Below are 26240 nucleotides of genomic sequence, written 5' to 3' on the forward strand. Positions count from 1 at the left end.
CTATTACCTCTTTTCGTCAATGATCATTCCGCTCAGTTCCATCAGATTATCCACCAAATCGATGAATTTCTCCGGAGGAATCTCTCGAATCACTTCGTCCGTCTCGGAATTAATCACCTTTACGACCACATGACCGCGATGGATCTCGTAGTCAAACTTGCGCGGAACGCCGTCTATCATTTTCTGCGCTTTTTCAATAGCTTTGACTAAAGCTTCCTCGGATACACTTAGCTCGCTTCTATTCTTATGAAGTAGATCTTGTTGCGTTAAAGAAACAGCAGGTGTGCTTCGATTGTTCGAATCCTCGCCGCCGCTCACCATTTTACCTTGGGTAGCCGAAGCGGTATTCAACGAAACATCCATGCCTGATCCTCCTTATCCGAACGTGGATTGCAACCAGCTAAGCGTGCTATTGCCTTTACCTACCGCATCTTCCATCGCCGCAAATTGCTTATAATAGTTATCTTCCTTGGTATTCAGTTTGTCCTGGAAATCATCGATATCGTTCTCCAAGTCATGCAATTGCTTGCCTAATGTACTGGTTATGGCATCCTGTGCGGAGGATAACCCCCCAGCTTTCGTAACCAACTGACTGATCGCGTCATTCACTTGATTATACATCTGCTGGGCAATACCGGTTTTAGCATTTGAACTGTCACTAGGCTGACTGGAGAACAGCTTGATTACGCTGTCTGGATCCTTCTGGATCGCCGCGCGCAGTTTTGTCTCGTCGATCTGCAGATTGCTCGCCGTCGTTACGTCGTAACCAGAAGAATATGACATCGTCGTGATCCCGATCTTGTAAAGAGCGTTGAAATCCGTCGAAACCGTGCTAACCGAAGCGCTGGTCACATTGCGAAGCGAACTAGCAATGGAGTTCAAGATACTGTCGCTATGCAGCACGCCGACCTTCGCCTTGGCTTCCCATAGCTGGATGTCACTGTCGGACATATCCTTCCTTTGATCGTCGGTAAGCGGCGGATAATTCTTGTCGACCGCCTCATTCACACGTGTCTTCACGAGCGTCATGGTCGTATTGTAGGCGTCAACGAAGCTTTTGATTGAATTAAAGATCGCATCGGTATCCTGCGTAGAGTTTACTGTTATGGTCTTGCTGGGATCGGCGCTCACAAGGGTATAGGAAATATCATCGACCGTAAAAGAGTTTGAGCTGCGATGCGACGTCGTACCGTCGATCACGACTTCGGCATCGGTACCGCTAGCGGTGTTGGAGCTTCCGAAGCCTAGTGCCGATGCGAGATTTCCGCTTCCGTCTTTAATCTCGACAATAGATGAAGCTCCCGTCGTCTTTGATACGACCGAAAATTGGTCCGTAACAGAATCGTAGGACATTCTCACGCCGGCGGAAGAAGCATTCACTTGGTTTATAATAGAAGCCAAAGTGTCGTCTGCCCCGTAGGTAAAGCTGACACCGTTCACGCTGAACGTCCCGTACGAAAGTGGCGTATTGAATTGGCCTGCGATATCGCTAAGCTTGGAAGCCGTATTGATCTTAAACGACTGGCCCGATGTGAAGCCCAGCGCATCAAGCCCCGAATTAGAACCGTACGTACCGACTGTCAACTGAGGCAGACTATCAGCCGATCCCTGCGGCGTCATGGTAATGTTATTTCCATCTAGACCCACTAGGACCTTCTTGTATCCGAACGAACTGTTTAACTGGTTCTGCAGCTCATCGGCCAATTGCTGCGGGGTATAAGAAGCACTCGGATCACTTGGATCATTCGCCGTTAATGTAATGGTCTTGGTGGAACCGTCCAACGTTACGGAAAGCTGGTCGTTCTCTCCAGCGGTAATTCGCGTCGTTGATGCGAGCGGGGTTGTTGCCGTAAGCGGGACATCCGCTTTGGAGACCGCCGAGCCTTTCAGTATGGCTCCAGTTGCCAAGCTATTGACAACGAGACTATGCGAGGACGCGCTTGAATTCGTGCTGGCCGTTACCGTCGCGATGCTTGTATCGGAAGAACTGGCTGACGATGTCTGCCATTGAGAAGAATAGCGCAGTTTGTTTAATGTCGTGTTGAGAGTGGCGAGCTGCTTGTTGATATCCCGGTAAGCATCCGACTTCCAGGTCAGCGTCTGCTTATTCTGCTTCATCTTGTCCAACGGTATCTTCTCAGCAGTCATCAACTGCGTAACTATCGAGTCGATATCCATCCCTGAGTTAAGACCCGTAATACGAGTGACCATGATTCTTCCTCCTTACTAGAGGTTTCAATTACTTTCTATATCGTCAAAAGTTACCGTTTTATAAAGGGTCCCCTTGTTAATTGACTTAATCTATTTACAGCCGGCAAATAATCATAGGACGAGGCAATCTCGTAAGCGGTTCGCGCCTTATCGGCCTGCCCTGTCAATTCATAAAATAAGCCGACGTTATAAGCTGCTTTGAAAGAGCCGACCCCCGCAACGGTCGCATATTGAGAAGTCTCCCCAATCTCGAGAGCTCTCAGAAAGTGGCGTTCGATATCTTGCACTTTCATCGTATCCATCGCAAGCAATCCTAACAAAAAGGGAAGGTCAGGAAAAGAAGGATAAAGCGTCAAGAAGGGAGTAAGCAATGTCTCGGCTTCCGCACTGCGATTTAAATTTTTCAAAGCATATCCGTACATGACAAGCATCGGAGGATAGTACAAACGATTTTCTTCCCGAAGATCCACGCATAAGCTCAAATACTCGCTTGCCTCCGCATAACGTTGAAGCGAATAATGCAATTTCCCGATCTGATAAAGCAGATAACCATTATTAGGATCCTGTTCTAATTGTTTGCGATATAATTTTAAATAGCGCTCTTCTTTTTTTTGCGCCACATAGATATCCTTCTGATAACCCATGTGAATAATCCCAATATTGCTGGGAAGAGACGTTGCCGGTTCGCTCCCATTATAGAGTTGTTCGTGTACGATACCATGAAATTGGAATTGGGGCGCGTTGGGAAAGAAACGAACCATCTGAGTCCGGTGCACTTCGCCATCGATCTGATTCCAAATCGACACAATACCCGGTTCATTAGGATGTTCGCGCACAAATTGTTCCATTTGCCCGCCAGCGTCCTCGGCAAGCCATTCGTCCGCATCCAGAATCAGAATATAATCTCCGGTTGCATGAGATATCGATTCATTGCGGGCTGCGGCAAAGTCGTCGTTCCATGCATAATGAAAGACGCGGGCGCCCAGCGATTCGGCGATTCGGACCGTGTCGTCTGTCGAGCCCGTATCGACGACGACTTTCTCATACTCTTCAGGAATAGATTCGAGAGCATATGACAATTGAGCGGATTCATTGCGAACAATCATACAAACCGATATTTTCATATATCCTCCGAAACATAGCGGAATGAGATCATCTCATCATAACGAAAGAAGCCCTTTCGGGCTTCTCTCGCTTCGTATGGGCCGAAACTATTAACGCAGCAGCTGCAGCACGCCTTGCGGAGCTTGGTTCGCTTGCGCGAGCATTGCCGTCGAAGCTTGTTGCAGAATGTTGAACTTGGTGTAGTTCATCATTTCCGAAGCCATGTCCGTATCGCGGATACGCGATTCAGCGGACTGCAGGTTCTCGGACGTCGTGCCGATGTTGTTGTAGGTATGCTCCAGTTGGTTCTGGGAAGCACCGAGAGCGGAACGAGCTTTGTTGACCGTGCCGATAGCGGTGTCGATAGACGAGAGAGCGGAGGAAGCATTCGTGCTGCTGCTCAAGTCGCCAAGGGTAAGGCTGCTGATGTTCTGCATCGTTACCGTTACCGTGTTGCTGGCCGTATCGCCCGTCTGAATCGTGATCTTATTCGTATTGTTCAGCAGCGTGATGCCGTTGAACTTCGTGTTCGTTGCGATGCTGGTGATAGCGTTCTTCAGAGCGCTGTACTCTTTGTTCATAGCATCCAGGTCGGAAGCGTTGTACGTTCCGTTGGAAGCTTGCGTTGCCAGTTCCTTCATGCGGCCCAGCATGTCGGAAACTTCGCTCATCGCGCCTTCAGCCGTTTGCACGAGCGATACGCCGTCTTGCGCGTTGCGTTGTGCTTGGTCGAGGGACTTGATTTGAGCGCGCATTTTCTCGGAGATCGAGAGGCCGGCAGCGTCGTCAGCCGCGCGGTTGATGCGATAGCCGGAAGACAGCTTTTCGCTGGACTTGCCTTGTTGCGTGTTGTTGAACACAAGGTTGCGGTGAGCGTTCATTGCGTTCAAATTGTGATTGATAATCATTGCTTGTTTCCTCCCTGAATGATCATTTTCCACTTCCGTGTGGATTAAGGATAAAATTCCTCACAGACTATATCGGCAATTCCATCCAGCTTTTTAGAGCCGAATTGATATTTCGAAAAATAAATCTTTTAACTTTCAAAATCACTCCAAAAGCCCCTTGATCTGAAGCAAACTATCTCGAGAGACTACAGCTTCGCGATTGCTTATCGTGACTTCCTCGTACACTTCCTTGCGGAGTATCTTTAGCTCCTTCGGAGCTTGAATTCCAATCTTCACCTGATCCCCGTCAATAGCGGAAACGATGATCTCGATATCGTTACCGATGATAATAGATTGTCCAATCTTTCGGGTCAGAATCAGCATGCGTCCTCCCCGCCTTCCTTCGAAGAAGGCACAAGCAACTTCTCCTTCGTACCGTACATGGATGGTTGGGTCAAAATCATTTGCCGGCCTTGATTGTTGGTCACATTAATGATTAATGGAGCCATTAAGTTCACGGTGGATTCAGTAAACGGATTTTTTACATGAATAATGGATAGCACCAGCACTTCTTCCGGCTTTACGAGTTTTAATTCGTCCTTGACCTTCTCTTCGATCTCAAACTGATAACCGGAAAAGAAGTGAAAGGGAGAAACCGCTACAAAACCGACGCTTGGATCCTCTACGCTCTCCAAATATCCAAAGGATGGATTCTCCTCCGCCGCAAAAAATTTAAAATCGTCAAATTGATCGAATCCAAGCACGCTTCCTTTGAAATGGAACACACGATCGTTGAAGCCGTTCAACATCAGATATCCTCCCTTGTTTGTGGAAAGAGCATCCCTATGCGCTTTTGTTTGCGCGGGATGCTCACGTTTGAATTCACGAAAACAAGTCATAGTTGCTAACCTGAATGTCAATGGTGTTTTTCTGCCTGATATAAACATCCACGGATCCGGGATTGTACTGAACATCCGGTCTCACCGGGGTGTAAGAGATTACCGGCTTTCGAGGAGTAATTTGTATATCCGGTTTTTGTGCCTCATAGTGCAGCTCTACATTAGAGTAGCCTGCCGGCCCTGTATACGACACCGAAGGGGAGTCCGCTAAAGCACGATCACGAGCAATCGCCGCGAACGGGTTAGCAGGGTTTGTCAGATCGGACATCCGTTTTCCTTCCGCGGCCGTTCTGGCGATCGACTGAAGCACGATATCCTTGCTCTGGCTATAAATTCGACTGCTCCAGGCGAGGTTGCTTCCTTTACCCAGCGCATCCCAAGCAGCAGATGAATCAACTGTAAGCTCGCCACGGGGTGACTCCATCTGCATGTCGGCCGCTGGCTGCTCAATCGAGAGGCTTCCCAAGGACGAATGCATCGTCTGTGAAGCCCATTGGGTCTGAATCCCAATCTGTCCCATCGTTTGGTGAATGGAAAGTCGCATATTCGACATGCCGGGTCTCCCCCCTTCAACAAGTAAAATCTAACCTAATTGCTTTACTTCAAATAATCGACAAGGCTTTGCTGCATGAGCCTTGATCCGACTGACAATGATGCCTGATAGACATTTTGCCCAGCTTGCAGATTAGTGGCCAATTCAGCGATATCGGCATCTTCCGTATTCGCAAGCATGGACGTGAAGCTTGTATTCAGGCTATCTACGCGACTACTGATAAGATCCACCCGATTCGTGACCGCGCCTACTTGCGAACGAACCTCCAGGACCTTATCTAGTCTTGTCGTAAGTTCATCCATTAATCCGGAAGCCGTATCCTGGTCTCCAGTCGCAAAAGCATTTTGAAGTCCTTTCAGCACGGCAAACATGTTGTCAGAGTCAGCTGGTGTTCCAAACACTTCATTACCCGTTACGTTCGCCGGAACGGTTGTTCCTGCATAGATTTGATAGTCGATCTTCTGATCGTCGCTTGATTCTGTAGCTGCGCCGGCCTCGGTATAAGGCTGAGTTTCCGTCTGCTGTCCGTTAAAAATGTATTTTCCATTAATCTGCGTATTCCCCAGATTAACAGCTTGTTGGTAGATTTGTTCCAGTTCAGAGGCTATCGCATCAAGCGATGCTTGCGGGTTCGTTCCGTTCACGCCTTGGGTCGTCAACTCTTTGGCCCGCTGGAGCAAGTCGCTAATGGACCCCAGGGTTGTATCTGTGGTATCCAAATTGGTCTGCGCAGCACTAATATTACGAGTGTATTGGTCTGTCATATTAAGCTGGCTCCGATAACGCATGGCATAGGTGGCTCCGATCGGATCGTCCGATGCTTTGTTGATTTTGCGTCCCGTCGATAACATATTTTGATTCTTGTCAATGGACAATAAATTATTGTTAATATTCCGCAGAACCTGCGTTTGCATCATTCCTTGCGTTACCCGCATTGCCATTTTATAGTCCCTCCTTCATGTTAACCAATTAACGTCCGACTACTCCTGTACCATTAATTAGCTTGTCCAACACTTCATCCATGGTTGTCATGAATCGAGCTGCGGAACTATAAGCGTGTTGAAATTTAATCAGATCGGACATTTCTTCGTCCAGAGATACTCCACTTACGGACTGGCGATTGGAATCTGCCTGATCAACAAGCGCTTGTTGATTTGTCGTCTGGGTTGTAGCCGTCTCCGCCTGTACGCCAAGCTTTCCTACGAGAGATTGAAAATAATCGTCCAACGTTCCTTCCGACACTGCATTATTCGAACTGCCGCTGATGACGAATTTCCCCGTCTTTAGTTGGGCTGCAAGCAAAGCCAACGTATTATTTCCGCTTACTACGGTTTCAGGCGACCCGCTTGTTCGCATAGAGGAAGCAATAAGGTTTGGATTTTTCTCGATGTCTGAGCTTAATTTGATGTTTGCTGCAGTAATCGTCCCGCCGTCCGATGCCACGAAGAAGTTTCCGGCTGCGGTTGCCGGCGACGTATTCGGTAAGTATCCCAATTTATGCAAACCGTTCAGCCCTTTGACCGTAACGGTTAAATCGCTTGTCAATGTACGAGAGGCGCCGGTGTACGTTACCCCGTTCAGAACGGTACCCTCAGGCAATACGGTACCCGACGGAAGCGTTACGGTCACATCGCCGTTGACTAACGTGTTGGCCAGACTGTCCAACTGTTTCGAATAATCCGACACATAATTGTCTCTTGCATAGAGTGCTCCGTAAACAGAGCCGCCCTTTAAATCGCCTGATTGAAAAGCCGTCTCAAGGGAAGCCGCGGAAACGGTCGTCGAATTCTCCCCATCGACCAGCGTTGTCCCGCCCATTGCAACCGTGTATCCCATATCGCCCTCGGTGACTGTAACATTGACCAGTTTCGACAATTGGTCGACGTACAGATCCCGTTGGTCGCGCAAGTCATTGGCATTGTCTCCAAGAGACTCCACTTTATGAATCTGCAGGTTCAGATCGGCTATCGATGAGCCGAGCGAGTTAATCTTATCGGAATCTAGCGCGACGCTTGTTGTCAAATCAGAACTTAAATCGCTAAGCTGCCCGCTCATTTGATTAAAAGTTTGGGCCAGTGAAATGGCATTCTGCGCAACGACCGAACGTCCCGAAATATTCTCGGGGTCATTGCTGAGGTCCGACCAGGAACTCCAGAACTTGTCGATCAATTCCCTAAGCCCAGAATCGGAAGGCTCATTGAAAACTTGCTGCAGTTTGTCCAGCGTATCCGATTGAACTTCCGTGCTGCCCAGCGCTTGATTTTGATTGCGGAACTGATCATCTAAAAATGTAGTCCGGATTCTCGTAATAGAATCAAACTCTACCCCTGTTCCCAATTGACCAGGAGTGTTCGATCTGTTCATCCCATATGCCTCAATCGATCTGGATGTAACCAGATTGACACGTTGGCGCGAATAGCCTTCCGTGTCGACGTTAGCAATATTGTGACCGGCTGTATTTAAAGCGGCTTGGTGGGCGAATAGGCTTCTCTTGGAAGTCTCGATTCCGAGAAATGTCGATGGCACTGTTAGACATCCTCCTTAAAGAATTTGATTATGTTAAATTCGGGAATCAAACAAGCCGTTGCGTCCCCGTCCATTATTCTGGTTGATAGGATGCTGGTAAACAAACCCTTCGTTGGGGTCTTCTATCATGAGTCCGATCGAAAATTCGGTAAAATCAATCGCCTGCCGGGCCAATTGCTGATTCATTTCATTGATTCTCTTTAATTGGTGAAGCGATTCCGAAAGCTTCTGCTTGATTTTCAAAAAGGATTGCTTGAAATTCGGATCGCTGACGGCGCGAATAAGTTGATCGATTTGGGTCATCGGTCCTTGAAAGCCAACGCTCTTCATATAAGAAGCCGTCTCTTGAATGCGGCGCTGCTCCAACTCCTCGGCCTGCCTTGTCAATTTCCGCTCTTTTTGAACGATGGCGTTCAGTTGGTCGATTTGGTTATGAATCAGCGTTTCTGTTTTTTCCTTCTCAATGACCAGAAGTTGATCATAGATATCAGATTGCTGTTGGAGAGTATCCAAAATGCATTGAACCGTCAATTCCATCCCTCCAACGAAGCTTATTTAAGATAAGGAAGCAGCTTCTCGGCAATCTTCCCGGCGTCCACGAAGTAAGTTCCGGATTTCACCTGGCTTTTCAACGATTCGATCTTGTCCGCGCGCTCCGCGTCCGACTTCCCTTGAGCCCCGAGCAGTTCCTTCGCTTCTTCGGAGATTTGAAGCTGATCCCGGCGGCTTCCGGAGGAGCCGGTCCGGACCCGAGTGTCCGTCGTCGGACTGTAGCTCTTATACATGCCGATGCGCTGTGTATCGTTAATCTTCAAGTCGTCACCTCATTGGGTTTCCGGCCATAAAAAAACCGATAATCTCTTAGGAGTATTATCGGTTACCATTTATCGAATTTTTAGAAGACCGGTGAAAAAGACGGCTTCGGGCAATCGAATCGTTCTTTCGATCTAAATCTATTCGCGCTCCCGCAGACGATCGCCTATCTGATACGTTGCGCCGTTCCGCAGTTCGTTCATCCTCCGGGCTTTCAGCGTCTCGTCCGTCTCCAGGTTGCGCACCTCCGTGCGGAGGCGGGAGCGGCAGTTGTCGCACATATTCCCGTCCCGGATCAGGACGCCGCACACTTCGCACGGATAGGACAGATTGGGCGCGTTATAGAGAGAAATCCGCCCTTCCCTGATAAAACGCGTAATCTGCTTGATCGACACCCCCGTGTCTTCGGACAGCACGGTAATCGTCGCGCCTTTGTTTTTGCGCAGGTATTCGATGCACACTTCGTACTCCGCTTCCAGCTCTTTATAGCAATTCTGGCAAATGTCGCGGAAATGTCGGGCGAACAGCTTGCCGCAGCGCGGACAGTTGGCCAAGTCCATCTGGCGCTCTCTCCTCTCGACCTCGGTCGACATCATCTGACGGTTTTGTACCATTGTACCCCATTTTTTGGGGAAACGATAGTTTTTTTGAGCCGTCAGGATCGGGCCCAGAGCGCCCCGTATATCTCGCAGCCGGGATAGCCTCTACGCAGGACCGAAGCGCATTCGTTCATCGTGCTGCCGGTCGTATAGATGTCGTCGACCAGCAAGATGCGCAGCGGCCTGGCGGAGGCGCCAGGAAGAGGACGGGGATAGGCGGAAGCGGAAAAAGGAACCGAGGTCGGCACCGTCCCTGCCATCGCGTAAGGTACGTTTCGCTCCTCTAACAGCGCGAACGTTCCCTTCATATCTTCCAGCCGATCTTTGCGGGACTTAAAGCTTTGCTTCTCGGTGTGCCGGGCCCTCCGAAGCATCGGCTCATATGGCAATCCATACCATTGCGCGACTCGCCGGGACAACCGCTCCGCTTGATTGAAGCCCCGCTCCTCCAGCCTTCCTTCCGCCAGCGGCACGGAGGTGATGACGTCGACGCCGTCTTGCAGCGGGTTCAGCAGCATTTCGACGGCGGTGGACAGCATGGCCGCCAGAATCGGCTCCAGCTTCTCGAGGCCGCGATACTTGTAAACGGCAAGCCATTCCTTCATCGCATCGTCGTACCGAACCGCACCGCGGCAGCAGACGAAATGCCGCTCCCATCGCCTCAGACAGTCGCCGCACCGCTCCGGCCTTCCGCAAACGGGGCAGGAAATGCTCAGAATCCACGGAATTCGCGCCAGGCATGAAGCGCATAGCGTTCGAAGCGCTTTGCGCGGACCGGCGTTCCGAACGGGCAAGAACGACGCCGCGCGATACCGGCTGTCCCGGCCGCAGATCAAGCATGTCTCCCCGCCGACGCTGAGCAAACCGTGCAGCTTTTCCGCCCACTTCATCGGGCCGTCGCCTCCTTCAGCATAAAGCCCTTCTTTCGCGCCAGGCGGTTCATGGCGGTGATTTGGCCGATGGCTCCCCGTTGGGATTGCGATAAGTAAGAGGAGCAAAAGATGACTTTTCCGTGCGGATCGTCTGCGGAACGGCCCGCCCGCCCCGCCATCTGCACGAGCGCGGCTTCGTCGAACTGAGCCTGCTCCGCCTCCAGGATGAACACATCGCTTCGCGGAATCGTCACCCCCCGCTCCAGAATGGTCGTCGTCACCAGAATGCGCAGCTCCGCGGCGCGAAAAGCGCTCACTTTCAACGCGCGCGCTTCGTCGACGGACGACGTTCCGTCTATGGCCTCAGGCGCGAGACCGAATTCGTCGGCATGCCGCCGGAGCAACTCCACAAGCGGCGCCACATGTTTGATGTAAGGCACGAAGAGAAAAAGCTGCGCCCCACGTTCAACGGACCGGACGATCGCCTTGGCAAGAGCGGGGGGCAGATGGCCTTTCCGCACCCAGCGCTTCATTGGCGGCATGCCCAGCCGGCGAGGAACCGGCAAGGGATGACGGTGATAGCGCACCGGCACCCGCGCGCACGGCTGACTTCCGCGCCGAACGGCCCGCTGCAAAGCCGGCGGAGGCGTGGCGCTGAGCAGAACCGTAGCGCCGGCGGGTTTACGGGCTTTAACCGCCGCAAAGTGCAGCAGGGGATCGTTATGGTAGGGGAAGGCATCCAACTCGTCAATCAAAACCAGGTCGAACGCCTCCTGAAAACGAAAGAGCTGATGCGTAGTGGCGAGCGTCAGACCGGCGTTCCGCCATCGGTCCTCGCTGCCTCCGTAAAGAACCGCCATGCTGTCGTTCGGGAACGCCTTTGCCAGCCTAGGAGCCAACTCCAGCACAACGTCCCTACGAGGCGTCGCCACCAGCGCCCGGCCTCCCGCTCGCAGCACAGTCTCGAGCAATGGGAAGATCATCTCTGTTTTGCCCGCTCCCGTAACCGCCCACAAAAGAAAGCTTCGGTCGAAGGTAAAGGGCTGCCCGGCTCGTAGTGTGAGCAGCTTGCGCAAGGGCGAAAGGAAGTGTTGGCCGGGACGGCTTGGCACATTGTGCCGCTCGACGGGGCGAGTCTCCGGCAGGCGAGCAGGCGCGGCTGCGAAGGCATTCTCGCGCAGGAAGCGGACGGCGTCCGTCGACGCGCTCCGCTGCGCGGGACTGAGCCCCCAGCGGTCCAGGACCGCGTCCGGGGCTGCATCCTGCTGCTCCGCCGATACCGGCGGCGCAAGCAAGAGCTGCTCGCGAGGCGCGGCGCCGAGGGCGAGCAGGCCGCATTCGCGGCTGCGGCCTAGCGTGGCGCACGCCTCGCAAACGGCGCAGCCGCTTCGCCCGCACGAGGCGCACCGCGTGCGGCGCATGCGCTCTTCGCCGCTGCCGCATCGCCGGCAGCGCAGGGCGCGGCTTCGCCGCGCCGAACCGGCCGCCGCAGGCTGCACGGCGGCCCTAAGCCGGGCCGCGCCCAGCAGCGCGGCCAATTGCAGGGCGCGAAGCGCCTCCGGCTCTTCGCGCAGCGAGGACTCCGCCAGCAGAGCGGTGGCTTCCTCGCGCAAGAGCGAGCGGCCGCGCAGGCATTCGCCCGCCTGCCGCGCCGCCTTTGCCATCGCCTCGAGCTTCCCAGCCTCGAGGCCTTCAGCCGCCACCCACGCCTCGCCCGCCGCGCCGCCTCGTCCCTCCCGCCTCCCGAGCCGTTCCGTCTCGATCGGCCATTCCTGTGCCGCGCGGATCTCCCGCTGTGCCTCCTCGTCGGCTGCCGCGCCGCAAGCCGCTTCCCAAGCCATGCCGATCGCTCTCTTCATCTCGCAAGCCGCCTCCTCCACTTCCGCAGCTCCCGCCGCTTTTGCGCGAAGCCGTTCCGTCAACCACGCGGCCGCCGACTCCGCGATCCCGAGCGGCAGGCTTGCCTTAGTTCGAATCGCGATAGCCGTCGAATCCTCTCTTGCCAGACTCCAATAACCGGCATCCACTTCCCACGCCACCGTCCAGCGAACCTCCCAGCCCTTCCCCATCGTCATCGCATATAGAATCGCCTTCATTGCCCTTTCCTCCTCGTGCATCAATGTGATCTTCCATACAGGTTTCTTCCCAGCAACACAAAACAAAAAAGCACGCCCTCGAATCGCTCTACGCGATCCAAGAGTGTGCTTCACCCTCAGCATTTATGTTTTTGCAGACTACTCATCCGGCCAACAGAAATCTGCTCTAATCGGTTGGATCTTCCACACCTGTAGCTCTATTTTCTTAAGCCGCTTCTAGTAGCTCGCCGATCGTTCGAGTCTAAGCGACGATCTGCAAGGTGATCATCACCCCGAAACTGCTACAAGTGTTCTCATTATACTCCGAGCCTCGGCCGCGGACAACCGCCGAATCTTGCGGTTCCGTTCCGTCAAACGCCTCTTCGCCCTCGAAAACGCCGGATTGCTCCCAAAGATAAATCGATCCGAAATCCTTCCGCACGCGCCGCTTCCGGTTCCGCCTCCGCCTCTTCCCTCCGCCATTCGACGTCCGAGCTGTGGCGGGCAAACTTTTCGACGATGGGCTGCGTCTCGTCCGACGAATTCCGAAGCAGCACGGTAATGGCCAAATCCGTTCCGCTCCTTCGCGAATAGGCCTGCATTGACCGCAAATACCCCTCGATCTGGGCTTGATGGTTCCCGGCCACGAGAACGTATCGGCTCGCTTCCGCTTTACTGCGGTGACTGGCAACCCAGTGCGCATAAAGAACGGCAAGCGCATACACTGCGATAATCCCCAACAATTCAGCCAGCATGGGGCCACCTCCTTCAGGCGCCTTCCCGCTTCGCATTCAGCCTGGAAAGCCGTTATTCAGGTGCGATACTATATGCCGCCGACGCCTCGTTCGTTCCTCCGTTCGCCCGGTTGACAGCCCCCGTCTTGCCGCGATATGATTTTCCCACAGGAAGGGTCGTGAAGAACACGCCGCTCGTCCCGTTGTTTCGCAACGGACAGCGGTTTTTTTGCGTCCATTGTCGGGAGGGCCATTTATGAACAAGGAATTTGCCAAAGCGCACGCCGAATATTTGCAGGGACATCTGAAGCGTCGCCAGGGGGAGAATCGAAGGAGACTCGAAGTCGGGCATTCCCATGCCGAGAAGATGTTTTTGGAAAAGGTCTGGTGGCCATCATTCGGTCATTTTGAGCATTTGCAGCCGGAGTATGAAGTGGCCGATTTTCGCGATGGCAGCCGCTATCTTGATTTTGCCTGGATCCGGAACGGCGCTCGCCTGGCGATTGAGATCGATGGCTACGACGCCCACCAGCGCCATGCCGGCAAACAGAAGTTCTCGGACGATCGGATTCGCCAAAATCACCTGGTCCTGGATAAGTGGGACATTCTGCGCTTTGCCTACGACGACGTAAAGGAACGTCCCCGCATGTGCGTCCAAATGATTCAGCAATATATGGGCGGCGTTTTGAGCAGCGCCATACAGCCCATATTGGCTCCCTTGACTGCAGAAGAAAGAGAGATTATAAGAATGGCCGCTAAACTCGCTCCTAACTCCTTTGTTCCGGGAGCCATCTGCGAGCTGATAGGGGTCGAGGGCCAGAAAGCCCGCAAGCTTCTTCACAACCTCGTACGACAGCGCCTGCTCGTTCCAGCCGGGAGGGGGGAGGCGCGAATCTGCAAGTATAGACTGGCTTCGGAGCTTAATCTGAGGCACATTTTGCAATAACCCGTACGCATTTCGCAAGCCGCTGTAGCTCATCATACGATATAAAACATCGTTAATCCTTCTCTCCCTACTCGACTTTCCTACTTTAACGATGGTTCATAGCGTATGCGAAGCACTTTCTCGGCCGAGCGCGATCAATCCGCGCTCCATGCGATGCAAAACATCGCTAGCGCGCATGTACCCGGCCCACCATGCGCTTACGATGTTTTACAACGTATGCGAAGCACTTCCGCCGCTCCTGTCAAACAAATCGCGGCCCCCAACCGCCGAGAGGCGATGAGAGCCGCGAGAGATGCTTTATGTACCACGGTGATACCGGTGACTCTTCTTCACATTTCCTCCCTTAGGCATTCAGATGGGGGACCGTGTCCCCGCTAACGGACCCTATAGAGTGACCCAGCCGCACTTGATCGAGTTGATGACCGCTTGGGTGCGATCGTCCACTTCCATCTTCTGCAGGATGCTGCTGACGTGGTTTTTGACCGTTTTCTCGCTGATGAACAAGTGTTCCCCGATCGTCTTGTTGCTCTTGCCTTCGGCCATCAAGCGGAGCACTTCCGACTCCCGGCGCGTCAGCGGATTGTTGCCGCTCGGCACGAACTTGGTCACCGTCTCCCGGCTGGCCGCAGCGCCCGAGGCAGCGCCGATCTCGTCGAGATAGGTCATGCGGCGAAGCTGGTTGATCAGCTTGCCGGTCACTTTCGGATGGATGTAAGCGTGACCCATCGCCACCGTGCGAATGGCGTTGATCAGCGACTCGGCTTCCATATCCTTGAGCAAATAGCCCGTCGCGCCTTTGCGAAGCGTCTCGAACACATAGCTCTCGTCGTCGTGAATCGAGAGAATGATCACCTTGATCTCCGGGAAAATATCGCGGAGACGTTCCGTGGCTACCACTCCGTTCTCGATCGGCATGTTGATGTCGAGCAAGACGACGTCCGGCTTGATCCGGTTGCAGAACTCCAGCACCTGAATGCCGTCTCCGCACTCCCCGATCACCTCCAGATCGGTTTCCATGTTCAGAATGCGTTTCAGCCCTTCTCGAAAAAGCTGATGATCGTCGGCCAGAAGCACCTTGATCTTACGATTCGGGGCCTTGCTCTCCATAATGTCCCAACTCCTTTCGCAGCTCAGCGTTAATAGGAACTTGTATGACAATGGCAGTGCCTTGGCCGAGGCTTGAATCGAATTCGATCGTACCTTGCAGCAAGTCTACCCGTTCCCTCATGCCAATCAAACCGAACTTCGAGAACTTCTTGGCCTGGGCTTCCACGACGGCGACATCGAAGCCTTTTCCGTTGTCGCGGATGACCAATTGGATCGTCTCTTCCAGAAAAACGATGTCCAGAGAGATAAAAGAAGCCTCGGCATGCTTCTGCGCGTTGTTGAACGCCTCCTGCACCAGTCGGAACATTGCGGCCTCCAGAGCCGATGTCAGACGCTTCTCCCTGCCGATCGCCTCGAACTTGGCCCGAATGGACGTTCGCTCCTCGAAATCCTGAACGAACTTTCGCAAGGTCGGTACGAGACCCAAGTCATCCAGAGCCATCGGACGAAGGTTGAAAATGATTTTGCGGATCTCCCCCAGGTCGTGGCGGAGCTGCGTTTTCAGATCGATCAGTTCGCCTCGGACCACTTCCAGTTCCTGCGTTCCGAGCATCCTCTCGGCAATCTCCGTGCGCAGCACCAGATTGGCGAGCGATTGCGCCGGACCGTCGTGTATCTCCCTGGCGATCCGCTTCCTCTCGTCCTCTTGGGCCAAAATGATCTTGAGGCCGATCATCTGGCGATTCTTGGTCGATTCGAGAATCCGCGTTACCTGCGTCAGGTCTCCCGACAAGTAGTCGAGGACGACGCTCATCTGCGAGCCGATCGATTCGGCGCGCTCGATGGACAGCTCCACGTTGCGCGCTCGAGCCTGCAGCTCGTCGCGTCGGGCTTTGAGGTAGTTTTCCTTCTCCCGATAGACCATCAGATCGAGCTGGTAATTCGTCGCCTTCTCGTAGGCGGCTTTAATATCCCGCTCCGAGTAGCGAACGAAGTCGCGGCTCACCTCGGTCAGCCTGATTCTCGACATTCGATAATCCCGTTCCAGCCCGTCGACCTTGTCGATCGTCGCGCTGGTCTCTTGCAATACCTTGTCCAATTCGTTCGTTAGTGAGATAAGTTCCCTACGCGCCGCCTCGCATATCTCGAAAACTTGCATCTTGCTGTCTTCCATCACTTTGACGGCGTTCTGGATAACGAGGTCGATCTCATCTATACGATAATCCACGCGTACTGCTCCTTCGCTCAGGTGCTCGCCCGCGGCCGCATCCCCCCGTTCCCCTCTGCAAACGCTGGGAGCCGGGGAGATTGCTTCCATCATACCATAATTGTTTCGAGCAAGGTATGCGGGGATGGGACTTTTGTACGAAGATTAGTAGATTGTAATCGATTTGGCCGCGGCTTGCCAGACGACCGTCAGTCCGAGCTGCTCCGATACGACGCGCAGCGGCACGAGAACGCGGCCGTTCTTGACCACCGGCGCAGACGGCGCCGGCACCCGCACGCCGTTCGCGATCAGGTCCGACTGCCCCGGCCACAACTCGAGCATCCGGTCTCCACGCAGCACGGTCACACGCTTCAGCGTCTGCTCCCAAGTGGTATCTCCGCCAAGCGCGTCGGAGATGAAGCGCAGCGGTACGTACGTCGTTCCTTTCTGCACGAGCGGCTCGGCGTCGAGCTGGACGGTGGACGTACCGACCTTGGCCGTCTTGCTGCCGATGTGAAGCAACACGCTCGTGCTTTGAGGCTTGATCGTCTGAGGAGGATATTGCAGCTTCAGATTGTCGAAGGCGACTTCCCCTTGCAAAGCCCGCTCGTCTTGCGCTTCGACCGGATCGACCACGTACAGCTTCGTCAGCTTGGCGGGATAAGAGATGCCGGCTTCGGTCAGATCGACGCGCACCGTTTTCCAGCCCGACCAGTCGATGGCGTCGGCGATCGTCGCATACTTGATCGCGCCTTTTGAATCCGTGAACTCCGCCCGCAGCCAGTTGCCGCTGTTGTCGCCGGACACGTCGAGCGTCATCGCGCTCGGTCCGCCGTCTACCGTAATGCCCTTGCCTCCGTTAAACATTGCATAGGCGTACAACTTGTTGCCGGCACCGCTTGTAAAATCGTATTTCAAATCGAGCGCCTTCGACGTCTCGTGCCCCGGCAGCCCGGTCACGAGCGAGACGCTTCCTTGGGTTGCTCCGGACGGAAGATCGGCATAACTGATGGTGTAGCCGACGTTCTCGAAGTCTTCCAACTTCTTCTCCGTTCCCGGAGCGAGGACGACCATTGTCGAGAAGCCTTGGTAGCGCGCGATCGCGTAGGCCGCCGTCGCCTTCTCGTTGACGCTCTGAATCGTGATTTTGCCGTCGGCCGCATTCGCCGTGAAGCCCTTGAACTCCCACTTGATCGCGGAAGCCGGTACCGGCAGCTCGCGCCCATCCTTCAACCTCGCCGTCACCGGCACCGATATCGAGGATCCGGCCGCCAACAGCGTCGTGCTCGGGGCTATCGTCAGCTGGTCGATCTGATCCGCCCCGATCACTTCGATGTCGACGCTGTCGCTCGCGCTTCCGGCTTTGACCGTCAGCTTGGCCGTTCCTTCCTTCGTCGCCTGGAACACGCCGTTCTGGAACGAGCCGATCGCCTTGTCCATGCTCCACGTCGGCGTCAGTCCGCTCGGATCGATCGGGTTATAGTACGTATCGTAAGCTTTGAGGGCATAGTTCGTCTGCTGTCCGATGAAAAGCGTCTTTTCCCCGCTGGCGACAATCCCTTTGATCGCCCCTTGCGGCGCCGTCGTATAGACGCCGATGCCGTCCGCGACTTGCCGCTGCGTCGTCCCGAAGGAAGTCGGATGCGCAAGCGTCACGTCGAAATCCCCGAGCGGCCGGGTCACCATCGTCGTCGAACCGCCGCCGTCCATGTTGACGCCTTTCCAGACTCCGAGCTTCACCATGATATCTTGCAGCTGGCTCAGGGGCACCCCTTTGAGCCCGCCGTTCTCTTCCACCGTGATCAGGTAGGCCGTCTTGCCGTCCTGCGAATAGCCGACGGCCGTACGCGCGCGCGCCGAAGAACCGCTCAGACCGCTCACGTCGCGCGAGAAAGATGAGGCTTTGCCGTTATCCACCAGAATCGTATGCCCGCTGACCATCATCTGGAACGACGAAGGATCGTACGTCTTGCCGTTCGTCAGCGAGGTCAGGCTGTAATTGGACGTCACTTGAGTACCCACCGACAGATGGGTCCGAATAAAATCGGCTGCCGACTTGTGCCCGCGAAGGATATAACCGTTTTCCGGCACCGGTGTCGTAATCTCCTGCCCATCCGACACCTCCGTCACAACGCCGTCCACGACCAGCGCTTCCGTCGGCGTCGTGCCGCTATTCATCGGCCGCTGCGAAGCGGTCCAATTGTCCGTATAGATATACATCGCGTCCGCATGGCTGTAAGCGTCGTCAGGTTCGGTCTTGTAGGCGCTTTTGTTCACGCCGGTGAGCGGAAAAGTCGATCCGTCCGCCGCCTGAACCGTGCCGCTAAACGAAAATTCGTCGATAATCGGCGTCCGGTCCTTCGTCACGCCGAACGCGTACATTCCCGTCAGCTTGGACGTGCTGGAGATCAGCTCTCCGGAGCGAATCTCCGCGCCGAGCGGCGCCCCTTCGCTGCTGGTGGCCGTGTTGAACACGTCGCCGTTGATACCGGCTACCGCCCCCGTCTCCTTCGCCATTCCGCCGACCGATTGGCGCGCCGTTACGCTGCCTGCTTTTCCGGTCATCGCATTCAATTGCACGTAAGGATTCGTCAGATCGACCTGCACCACATGAACCAATTGCGTCAGCTTCGAAGAGTCCGACGACACCCACTGGTAGTCGATCTGCTTCGCTCCCGCCGTAATGTTCGTCTCGTCCTGCTTCACCAGCTTGTACGTAACCGCAGCCTTAACCGTAGCTGCCGACGCCACCTGCGCCTTCCCAAGCGGAAGCACCGTCGCTCCCACCGCCGAAGTCATCACCAACGTTCCCGCAATTACGGGAATTAGACATTTTCTGCACCAGCCGTTTAACGTACGAAATCTCTCAGACATGCTTCTCTCCTATTTAGTAAGTGATAAGGTCCTACTAAATAAGACTCAAAATCCGGCAAAAAGTTACTTGATTGATAGTTTGCTATGAAATTTCTCATTTTGGCTGGCGACAAAAAAAGCCACTCCGACTGGGAGTGACTTCGTTGCGTTCGATAGTTAAACTGCCCAAACGTCGGCTTCCGTCAGTTCCGGACCGCTCTGCACTTCCATCAGCTCCAGATCCGTCGCCGCCGTCAAAGAATGTCGAACCATCGGGGAGATCCGTATGACGTCGCCCGCTCGAATCGGTTTGCGTTCCCCGTCCAGTTCAATCTCCCCTTCTCCAAAAAGGACCGTCCATACTTCCTGCCGTTTACGATGAAAATGAGACTCGAGCCCTTTGCCCGCCCGAATGCTCATGCGGCGTGTCAGCATCTCCGATTCTTCATCGTAACGGTTATAGTCCGTGACCCGATACCATCCCCACGGGCACTCCTCGTACATGGTCCGCTGATCGAACGTAAGCACTTCTTTTAGCCGCGGGCTCGCCCCTTTGTCGGATACCAGGATTCCGTCTGGACTGACCGCTACCACCGCATCCGAGATGCCCAGCACCGCGACAGGAATGTCGAGTTCGTTGATCAAGTGTGTGTTCTTGCTGTCGTGCGACAACGATCCTTTGCCGATGAGCGGCGTATCCATCTCCTCCGAAAGTGTGTTCCAAGTGCCGAGGTCCTTCCATGAACCGCGATAAGGCAGCACCGCGATTCGCTCCGTCTTCTCCACCACCTGGTGATCGAAGCTGATCTTCGGCAGTTCCCCATACCTCCGCTTCAAATCCTCGAACGCTGTCGGTATCCCCAGCTTCTCAACTTGCTGAACCAACCAGCCGACCCGGAACGCAAATACCCCGCAGTTCCAAAGCGCATTCCGACCGATTAACCGCGCCGCTTCCTCCTCCGGCGGTTTCTCGCGAAAATGACTGACAGCCTGGTACGGCTTCTCTTCCCCGCTCTCGGGCACGGGCACGATATAGCCATACTTCTCCGAAGGAAACGTTGGCTCAACCCCGATCAGCGCCAGATCGGACTCACTGCTTTCCACGATCTCCCGCAGCTCCTGCACCTTGGAGAAAAAGTGATCCTCCACGTACGAATCCACCGGAAGCACCGCTACCGCTTCATCCTCGCCCATTCCCTCGACGCTATGTAAATATGAGACTGCGAGGGCAATCGCCGGGAACGTGTCCCTCCGCTCTGGCTCCATCACTACCGGCACCTGCGGACCAATCTGGCTGTAAAGAATATCCACTTGTGACCGGCTCGTCGCCACCACCGCATCCGATTGAAGGCCCACTCGTTCCAGCTGCCTCCACACCCGCTGCACCATCGACTCCAACCCGCCGCTCGGCGTCTCCAGCACCTTCAAGAACTGCTTCGACCTCGAGTCGTTGGACAGCGGCCACAACCTTTTCCCCGATCCTCCGGACAGCAAGACGATTTTCATTCGCATCACCTCATATGCTTAATGCGTTGCAGTCCCTTATTTATTAACCATCCTGATCCGTATGCTATCATCTCGGGTTTCATGCAAATAGAAAAAAAGAAAGCTACTCCAAACGAGTTTTCCTCGTTGGAGTAGCTTTACTATTTATTTATAGAACATAGTCCCGATTAGCTCGCCTTGACGGCCTTTGGGAAGAGTTCGTTTATAAGCAATTCAAAAATAGTTTTAGCGTAAATCATAACATGGCTGAACTCTTCTTGACTGGCAGAATTGAAGTGGCAATTTGACATTTAACAACAGGAATTACTTCTTCAATTCATCAGCTAATCTCAACAAATACTGGCCATATTCGTTCTTTTTCATGGGCTCCGCCAATTTCAGCAACTCTTCTTTCGTGATATAACCAAGGCGGTAAGCAACTTCTTCGAGACAAGCAACCTTCATTCCCTGCCTCTTTTCAATTGTCTCAATAAATTGAGAGGCTTCCAGAAGAGACTCGTGCGTCCCGGAATCGAGCCAAGCAAATCCTCGCCCCAACAGCTCGACATTCAGATCTCCGGACTCCAAGTAAAGCTTGTTAAGATCCGTAATCTCGAGTTCTCCACGTTCCGAAGGCCGGATGCTTTTCGCCATCTCAACGACTCGATTATCGTAAAAGTAGAGACCGGTGACCGCGTAGTTCGACTTCGGCTGCAAGGGTTTCTCTTCGATCGATATCGCTCTCCGATTCTCGTCGAATTCGACGACTCCAAATCTTTGGGGATCCTTAACCGCGTAGCCAAATACAGTAGCTACTCTTTCCTTCTTGGCCACACTCTGCAGTACCTTCGTAAATCCTTGTCCATAGAAAATATTATCACCTAAAATAAGTGCCACACGGTCTTCGCCTATGAACGACTCGCCGATCAGGAACGCCTGTGCCAGTCCATCCGGACGTGGTTGCTCGGCATAAGAGAACGTTACTCCAAGATCACCCCCGTCTCCAAGCAGTTGCTTGAAACGAGGGGTATCCTCCGGGGTCGAGATGATTAGAATCTCGCGAATACCGGCCAGCATCAGTACAGAGATCGGGTAATAGATCATAGGCTTATCATATACGGGCAGCAACTGCTTGGACACGGTCTTCGTTAGTGGATAAAGCCGGGTTCCGCTCCCTCCCGCAAGAACAATCCCTTTCAACTTCATCCCTCCCATTAAAGCTTTTCTTCTTATCCTATACTTTCGACACAAGTTCGCACATTCATTACTTTGATTACAAAAAACAAGATGAGGACCCCGAAGGGTCCCCATCTCGTTCAACCTCATTAAAAGGCGAGACACCCATTAACTTAGTTGATAAAGTCGACGTCCGTCAGGAAGCGCAGTACCATTGCAGAAGCTTCAGCACGAGTTGCCGTAGCATTCGGGCTCAACTTCGTTGCAGATTGGCCTTTAACGACTCCTTCTTGAACAGCCACAGCAAAATCCGCCTTCGACCAAGTCAGAGACTTAGCGTCAGTGAATGCTGCCAGAGCAGTGGACACTTGCGCGTCCGTCAGCGAGACGTCTTTACCAGCGAACTTCATGGCGCGAACGACCATGGCAGCAAGTTCTTGGCGAGAAATGTTAGCGTTCGGCTTGAACGTGCCATCGGTATAACCGTTGATAATGCCAGCTTTCGCAGCAGCAGCTACGTTGCCTGCATACCAAGCAGTTGCGGACAGGTCAGAGAACTTATCCGTCGTGCCGTTGGTCGTCAGACCCAGTGCGCGAACAATAATCGCCGCAAACTCAGCGCGGGTAATCGTACGGTTCGGTGCGAACGTATTCTCACCAACTCCGTTGACGATCAGGTTGGTAGCCAGCTTCTCTACTTCCGGTTGCGACCAGTGGCCAGCCAAGTCCGCGAAGGTCTTGGTGTCAACCGAGATCACCGTGTAGATGCTGTTACCTGTCCGCTTCAGCGTAGCAACCGTCTTGCCGTCCGTCGTCGTTACCGACGTCGGTACGAAGGACAGTTCGCTCGCTGTCGGATCGTAAACCACGCCGACCACGTTAGCGGATGCATCCGGAGTCTCGCTCAGCGTAAACGCACGAGAGAGATAAGTACCGAAGTCGTTAAGCTCCTTCGTTTTGTCTCCAGCGATCGCAGTGATCTTGAAGTCCCTTGCATCAGCAAGTTCCTTACCGCCAACATTCGTCACAGCAGTCGTTACAGCCTTAGCTGCATCGTCAGACAGCTTCGAGATGTCGACACGAATCGTCAAAGCGTCAACCGTTACTCCGAGGGAGGCGGCCAGGTCTTCGAGATTCAGTGCGCTCAGCGGAAGCGTGTAAGTAACGTCACCTGCAACCAGCGTCAACGTAGTGCCTTTCAGCAATGCGGAAGCCGGAAGAAGCGCGAATTCACCGGACAGGTTCAGCGTAGCGGAACCATTGCCTGCAGTAAATGCACTTTCAAGAGCCGAAGAGTTGACGTTACCGTCAGTTCCGACCGAAATCGTGCTGCCGGAAACAGCAGAACCGCCACCTACAACGCCGACGTCGAAACCACTACCATTGACCGATGTCGCTTCCTTCAGTTGGCCTTCGTAGAAGTATTGGAAATTCAAGTGACTGTAAGTTCCAAAGATCGGATTATAAACGTTGTCAAACGCAAACTTATAACCCTTTCCTTCTTCAAAGCCAACGTAGGTAGCATAAACATAAGTCGTATAGGTTGAAGTGTATACAGCGATCGGAAGTTTTGTCTCCCAGTAAGCATTATATACGTCTTCATCAACATATACTGCACCAGTAGCAGATCCCGTCGTTCCGTATTTCGTATAGTGCACTCCAGCAAAGCCCGAAGCGGCATAAGCGAGAATAGGCACCAGCATCGATACGGTCATGAGCAGAGCGATAAGTCCGGCCGTCTTGCGCATAAACAGCTTTTTCATCTTTTTTCACCTCCTTTCAATAGAATACGAGCTTGCGAGCTAGGACGACTTACTGGATTCGACCAATTCACTCAAGTTCCTCCTTTCATTGGGATCGGAATCAAAAAGTTTAATCTGCAAACTTTCATCATTTTCTCCGATTAATTGCAAGGATGCAAGGTAATATCTGGTTAAAATACGAATTTCTTGATCGGACATATCGCCCTCAGTTGCCGGCTGCAAGATCGCTGCAGCTTCCCTATATTTTGCCTGATAGAAGTAGATTTGTCCAATGGTTTGTCGAACATCTGTCGTAACGGAGAAGTCTCTTCCCTGCAACTGCTCTGGGGGAAGTCCCTTCAGCATGTTCTCCCGTCGCAATATTTCATTGTAAAGTTCAAGCGCCTGTCCCCAATCCTTATCGCGTTGAGATAAATCGCTCTTGTCGCGATCGCCCGCAAGATAATATTCAAGAATAGCAGCGTTATAGAAATTGATATCCCACTTAAAATTATCAATTCCCCGTTGCAAAGTTTGAATGGCCTGACCAAATTGTTGCATATCCTTCTCATAGCGATATTGCGCAAGAATCAAATCTCGATTTACATGTTCATAACGCTCCAGATCGGCAATAAGTTGCCCACGTTCTTGCAAAAATTGTTCGTTTGACGATTTTAAATATGCTTGGTTTAACCAATTAATTTTCGTAACCGAATAGATCGGATTCGCCGGGTCAGCGTGAATTGCCGCATCTATAGGAGGAATCAAATTGCCTAAGGACTGTTCCCCCTCCGAGGCAAGACCAGTGGCATACATGTAATTCACATTTGCACCATATAATCGGAAGACCCAGAATAACAAACCAAGCGACAGCACAAGCACTGCACTCGGAAATACAAATCTGAGCTTAGCCCCCCCTTTTGTTGGTGCAGGATAACGTCGATAGGCAGCTAGCATTCCACCTGCACAAAGAAAGAAAATAGCAGCAAAGTAAATAAAACTCATGTCGAAATCTATGGAACTGTGAATAATGAGGGACATGGCAAAGATATAAAAGATGAAGTGATCCTCTCTACTCTCCGGATCCCTAATATAACTTCTTATATAAAGGTAAAATACAAAGACAATAAAACCAACAACTATGAGAAGGCCAACCCAGCCGACTTCGTCTAGCACTTGAAAGAAATAGCTATGTGTTTGCTTGCTTACATATGGATTGTTCTGGTACTTCTCATATAAAGAGATCCACGCGCCTCCTCCCGCCCCCAAGATCGGGTAATCGGAAGACAAGGTCAACGCATCCCGATAGAAAGTCTCTCTCTCCAACACGCTGTGCTGATGCAGATTCAAATTCTCCAACCGAGCTCCAATGCTGGGGGGCAACTGCGATCGCACCCAGGGGCTAGAAATTGCAAGAACTGCAGCAATTAGAAACAATACAATTAAAGCTACAGGCAAAAGAAAAGGAGCAGCGCGCTTCTCATTCAGCCGTCGCAACCTTTTCTCCAGGCGCGGATCCAGCCAACGATGAGCAGCCAAAACGAGAATAGACGCTACCAGCGATCCTGCGATAATCCACAGCCAACCGCTTAACGGCAACTTTTCCCACAGCGAATGATGAATGTATTTCCCATCATTAAAGTCGGGCAGTGTGGCTCGCATGGATCGGTCGGCGATTGAGCTAACAGGGTCTAGAATCGCTAAAGTGACGGCGCCGGCAATCAAAGCATTGATTAGATACGAAACTTGTCGGGCTGGCTTTAAAAAGATTAGAACCAGAAAGACCAGAACCGGCAAGACTGCAAGCGCTCCGCGAGACAGCGTCAGCATAATCGACAACAAAATCGGAACGGTCATCAATGCATTAGCAAATTTCCATATCGGCTTCTTGACCGTAACCATGACATACACACAAGCAAGAAGCAATGCCGATAAGTAAGACGCATAAGTGTTCGGATACTGAAAGACAGATCCAAGTCGGTTGCCATACGATTGAACCCAGACAGCCCCCCCATAGTAGGTTTGTCCGAATACATTCATAAAACCGTAAATTACGATCATATACCCGGAGGCAATAATCGAATAAATAATCCACATCCGAGATACATTGCTTTCCATCAGATAAGCCCCGCCAATAAAAAGCACGGCCAATGCGCAATAAATCAAGGTTGTAAACTGTGCATTATGTTGACTCACCGCTTGCCATGAAGATACCCAGTAAATGAGGGGAAGGAGCCACACGGCAACGGACATCCGCGCTCTCCAATCGTCCCATCTCCATTTGTTGAAAAACAAATACACAGAAACCAAAATCAATAGGATAAACAGAAAAATGTTACTTAATAGTATACTCCCTTCGAACGGAGCAGAATCCCCATTAAACAACCCTTGGCGAAAGGGAAAATAAAATAAGAAGCCGGTAACCATCGCGATGCCCGCCCAATGAGTAAGCGAGAAATCCATCTGTTTCACAATGGGTGGAGTCTTTTGACCTTTTCCTCTTGCCATGGT

At 52.8% G+C, this 26240-nt stretch carries 23 protein-coding genes; 1 reads left to right on the top strand and 22 read right to left on the bottom strand.

Annotation, left to right across the window (positions count from 1 at the left end):
- Nucleotides 1-3: 3 nt before the first annotated feature.
- From H7C18_RS15140 to H7C18_RS15210, 15 genes are all read right to left on the bottom strand, one after another.
- Nucleotides 4-363: a flagellar protein FlaG gene (locus tag H7C18_RS15140; protein ID WP_185129921.1), complete on the bottom strand. Its 360-nt coding sequence runs from the start codon at nucleotides 361-363 to the stop codon at nucleotides 4-6.
- A gap of 12 nt (nucleotides 364-375) precedes the next feature.
- Nucleotides 376-2211, bottom strand: coding sequence for a flagellar filament capping protein FliD (gene fliD / locus H7C18_RS15145; RefSeq protein WP_185129922.1), 1836 nt, complete (start codon nucleotides 2209-2211; stop codon nucleotides 376-378).
- 50 nt (nucleotides 2212-2261) lie between these two features.
- On the bottom strand, nucleotides 2262-3335 hold the full coding sequence (locus H7C18_RS15150; protein WP_185129923.1) for a glycosyltransferase family 2 protein: 1074 nt from the start codon (nucleotides 3333-3335) through the stop codon (nucleotides 2262-2264).
- A gap of 90 nt (nucleotides 3336-3425) precedes the next feature.
- Entirely contained in the window at nucleotides 3426-4223 is a 798-nt protein-coding gene (locus H7C18_RS15155) for a flagellin N-terminal helical domain-containing protein (protein ID WP_185129924.1), read from the bottom strand.
- A gap of 141 nt (nucleotides 4224-4364) precedes the next feature.
- Nucleotides 4365-4586 (bottom strand): carbon storage regulator CsrA, encoded by a 222-nt coding sequence (gene csrA / locus H7C18_RS15160; protein ID WP_185129925.1) that lies wholly within the window; start codon nucleotides 4584-4586, stop codon nucleotides 4365-4367.
- Nucleotides 4580-5011: a flagellar assembly protein FliW gene (gene fliW, locus H7C18_RS15165; RefSeq protein WP_185129926.1), complete on the bottom strand. Its 432-nt coding sequence runs from the start codon at nucleotides 5009-5011 to the stop codon at nucleotides 4580-4582. Before fliW ends, csrA begins: the two co-directional genes overlap by 7 nt.
- Nucleotides 5012-5084: 73 nt before the next feature.
- Complete coding sequence (locus tag H7C18_RS15170) at nucleotides 5085-5654, bottom strand: DUF6470 family protein (protein WP_185129927.1); 570 nt, start codon at nucleotides 5652-5654, stop codon at nucleotides 5085-5087.
- Between the two features lie 44 nt (nucleotides 5655-5698).
- On the bottom strand, nucleotides 5699-6595 hold the full coding sequence (gene flgL, locus H7C18_RS15175) for a flagellar hook-associated protein FlgL (protein WP_185129928.1): 897 nt from the start codon (nucleotides 6593-6595) through the stop codon (nucleotides 5699-5701).
- A 28-nt stretch (nucleotides 6596-6623) separates the two neighbouring features.
- Complete coding sequence (flgK, locus tag H7C18_RS15180) at nucleotides 6624-8180, bottom strand: flagellar hook-associated protein FlgK (protein WP_185129929.1); 1557 nt, start codon at nucleotides 8178-8180, stop codon at nucleotides 6624-6626.
- Nucleotides 8181-8213: 33 nt separating this feature from the next.
- The gene (locus tag H7C18_RS15185) at nucleotides 8214-8711 is read right to left on the bottom strand and encodes a flagellar protein FlgN (protein ID WP_185129930.1); all 498 of its coding nucleotides are present in this window, start codon (nucleotides 8709-8711) and stop codon (nucleotides 8214-8216) included.
- 20 nt (nucleotides 8712-8731) lie between these two features.
- Nucleotides 8732-8995 carry a flagellar biosynthesis anti-sigma factor FlgM gene (gene flgM, locus H7C18_RS15190; protein ID WP_238357706.1) on the bottom strand — a complete coding sequence of 88 codons (264 nt, stop codon included), beginning with the start codon at nucleotides 8993-8995 and terminating at the stop codon, nucleotides 8732-8734.
- Between the two features lie 138 nt (nucleotides 8996-9133).
- Nucleotides 9134-9553, bottom strand: coding sequence for a TIGR03826 family flagellar region protein (locus H7C18_RS15195; RefSeq protein ID WP_185129931.1), 420 nt, complete (start codon nucleotides 9551-9553; stop codon nucleotides 9134-9136).
- A 95-nt stretch (nucleotides 9554-9648) separates the two neighbouring features.
- Nucleotides 9649-10482, bottom strand: a complete 834-nt coding sequence (locus H7C18_RS15200; RefSeq protein WP_185129932.1) for a ComF family protein — start codon at nucleotides 10480-10482, stop codon at nucleotides 9649-9651.
- The gene (locus H7C18_RS15205; protein WP_238357707.1) at nucleotides 10479-12560 is read right to left on the bottom strand and encodes a helicase-related protein; all 2082 of its coding nucleotides are present in this window, start codon (nucleotides 12558-12560) and stop codon (nucleotides 10479-10481) included. The genes H7C18_RS15200 and H7C18_RS15205 overlap by 4 nt, the downstream gene beginning before the upstream one ends.
- A 350-nt stretch (nucleotides 12561-12910) precedes the next feature.
- Nucleotides 12911-13294, bottom strand: coding sequence for a hypothetical protein (locus H7C18_RS15210; protein WP_185129933.1), 384 nt, complete (start codon nucleotides 13292-13294; stop codon nucleotides 12911-12913).
- Nucleotides 13295-13529: 235 nt separating this feature from the next.
- Between H7C18_RS15210 and H7C18_RS15215 the strand changes: the two genes are divergently transcribed.
- Entirely contained in the window at nucleotides 13530-14219 is a 690-nt protein-coding gene (locus H7C18_RS15215; protein WP_185129934.1) for a DNA-binding response regulator, read from the top strand.
- A gap of 384 nt (nucleotides 14220-14603) precedes the next feature.
- On the opposite strand, the gene H7C18_RS15220 is transcribed toward H7C18_RS15215, so the two are convergent.
- The 7 genes from H7C18_RS15220 to H7C18_RS15250 form a co-directional block, all read right to left on the bottom strand.
- Nucleotides 14604-15326 carry a response regulator gene (locus H7C18_RS15220; RefSeq protein ID WP_185129935.1) on the bottom strand — a complete coding sequence of 241 codons (723 nt, stop codon included), beginning with the start codon at nucleotides 15324-15326 and terminating at the stop codon, nucleotides 14604-14606.
- Nucleotides 15301-16494: a histidine kinase gene (locus H7C18_RS15225; RefSeq protein ID WP_185129936.1), complete on the bottom strand. Its 1194-nt coding sequence runs from the start codon at nucleotides 16492-16494 to the stop codon at nucleotides 15301-15303. The genes H7C18_RS15220 and H7C18_RS15225 overlap by 26 nt, the downstream gene beginning before the upstream one ends.
- A gap of 144 nt (nucleotides 16495-16638) precedes the next feature.
- A complete protein-coding gene (locus H7C18_RS15230; protein WP_238357708.1) occupies nucleotides 16639-19272 on the bottom strand; it encodes a stalk domain-containing protein in 2634 nt (877 codons plus the stop codon).
- Between the two features lie 231 nt (nucleotides 19273-19503).
- Entirely contained in the window at nucleotides 19504-20832 is a 1329-nt protein-coding gene (locus H7C18_RS15235) for a sugar phosphate nucleotidyltransferase (protein WP_185129938.1), read from the bottom strand.
- Nucleotides 20833-21135: 303 nt separating this feature from the next.
- The gene (rfbA, locus tag H7C18_RS15240) at nucleotides 21136-22011 is read right to left on the bottom strand and encodes a glucose-1-phosphate thymidylyltransferase RfbA (RefSeq protein ID WP_185129939.1); all 876 of its coding nucleotides are present in this window, start codon (nucleotides 22009-22011) and stop codon (nucleotides 21136-21138) included.
- A gap of 149 nt (nucleotides 22012-22160) precedes the next feature.
- Nucleotides 22161-23750, bottom strand: a complete 1590-nt coding sequence (locus H7C18_RS15245; RefSeq protein ID WP_185129940.1) for an S-layer homology domain-containing protein — start codon at nucleotides 23748-23750, stop codon at nucleotides 22161-22163.
- Between the two features lie 39 nt (nucleotides 23751-23789).
- Nucleotides 23790-26237 carry an O-antigen ligase family protein gene (locus H7C18_RS15250; protein ID WP_185129941.1) on the bottom strand — a complete coding sequence of 816 codons (2448 nt, stop codon included), beginning with the start codon at nucleotides 26235-26237 and terminating at the stop codon, nucleotides 23790-23792.
- Nucleotides 26238-26240: the final 3 nt, after the last annotated feature.

This window comes from Cohnella zeiphila, from assembly GCF_014212055.1.
Taxonomy (GTDB): Bacteria; Bacillota; Bacilli; order Paenibacillales; family Paenibacillaceae; genus Cohnella; species Cohnella zeiphila.

Excerpts from the sequence above, each read along its gene's own strand:
- H7C18_RS15170 (WP_185129927.1), bottom strand. The coding sequence starts at position 5,654 with ATGTCGAATATGCGACTTTCCATTCACCAAACGATGGGACAGATTGGG.
- H7C18_RS15140 (WP_185129921.1), bottom strand. The coding sequence starts at position 363 with ATGGATGTTTCGTTGAATACCGCTTCGGCTACCCAAGGTAAAATGGTG.
- H7C18_RS15210 (WP_185129933.1), bottom strand. The coding sequence starts at position 13,294 with ATGCTGGCTGAATTGTTGGGGATTATCGCAGTGTATGCGCTTGCCGTT.
- flgL (WP_185129928.1), bottom strand. The coding sequence starts at position 6,595 with ATGGCAATGCGGGTAACGCAAGGAATGATGCAAACGCAGGTTCTGCGG.
- H7C18_RS15250 (WP_185129941.1), bottom strand. The coding sequence starts at position 26,237 with ATGGCAAGAGGAAAAGGTCAAAAGACTCCACCCATTGTGAAACAGATG.
- H7C18_RS15150 (WP_185129923.1), bottom strand. The coding sequence starts at position 3,335 with ATGAAAATATCGGTTTGTATGATTGTTCGCAATGAATCCGCTCAATTG.
- H7C18_RS15215 (WP_185129934.1), top strand. The coding sequence starts at position 13,530 with ATGAACAAGGAATTTGCCAAAGCGCACGCCGAATATTTGCAGGGACAT.
- H7C18_RS15235 (WP_185129938.1), bottom strand. The coding sequence starts at position 20,832 with ATGAAAATCGTCTTGCTGTCCGGAGGATCGGGGAAAAGGTTGTGGCCG.
- H7C18_RS15195 (WP_185129931.1), bottom strand. The coding sequence starts at position 9,553 with ATGGACTTGGCCAACTGTCCGCGCTGCGGCAAGCTGTTCGCCCGACAT.
- H7C18_RS15205 (WP_238357707.1), bottom strand. The coding sequence starts at position 12,560 with ATGAAGGCGATTCTATATGCGATGACGATGGGGAAGGGCTGGGAGGTT.
- H7C18_RS15200 (WP_185129932.1), bottom strand. The coding sequence starts at position 10,482 with ATGAAGTGGGCGGAAAAGCTGCACGGTTTGCTCAGCGTCGGCGGGGAG.
- fliD (WP_185129922.1), bottom strand. The coding sequence starts at position 2,211 with ATGGTCACTCGTATTACGGGTCTTAACTCAGGGATGGATATCGACTCG.
- fliW (WP_185129926.1), bottom strand. The coding sequence starts at position 5,011 with ATGTTGAACGGCTTCAACGATCGTGTGTTCCATTTCAAAGGAAGCGTG.
- H7C18_RS15220 (WP_185129935.1), bottom strand. The coding sequence starts at position 15,326 with ATGGAGAGCAAGGCCCCGAATCGTAAGATCAAGGTGCTTCTGGCCGAC.
- H7C18_RS15230 (WP_238357708.1), bottom strand. The coding sequence starts at position 19,272 with ATGACTTCGGCGGTGGGAGCGACGGTGCTTCCGCTTGGGAAGGCGCAG.
- H7C18_RS15245 (WP_185129940.1), bottom strand. The coding sequence starts at position 23,750 with ATGAAAAAGCTGTTTATGCGCAAGACGGCCGGACTTATCGCTCTGCTC.
- csrA (WP_185129925.1), bottom strand. The coding sequence starts at position 4,586 with ATGCTGATTCTGACCCGAAAGATTGGACAATCTATTATCATCGGTAAC.
- H7C18_RS15155 (WP_185129924.1), bottom strand. The coding sequence starts at position 4,223 with ATGATTATCAATCACAATTTGAACGCAATGAACGCTCACCGCAACCTT.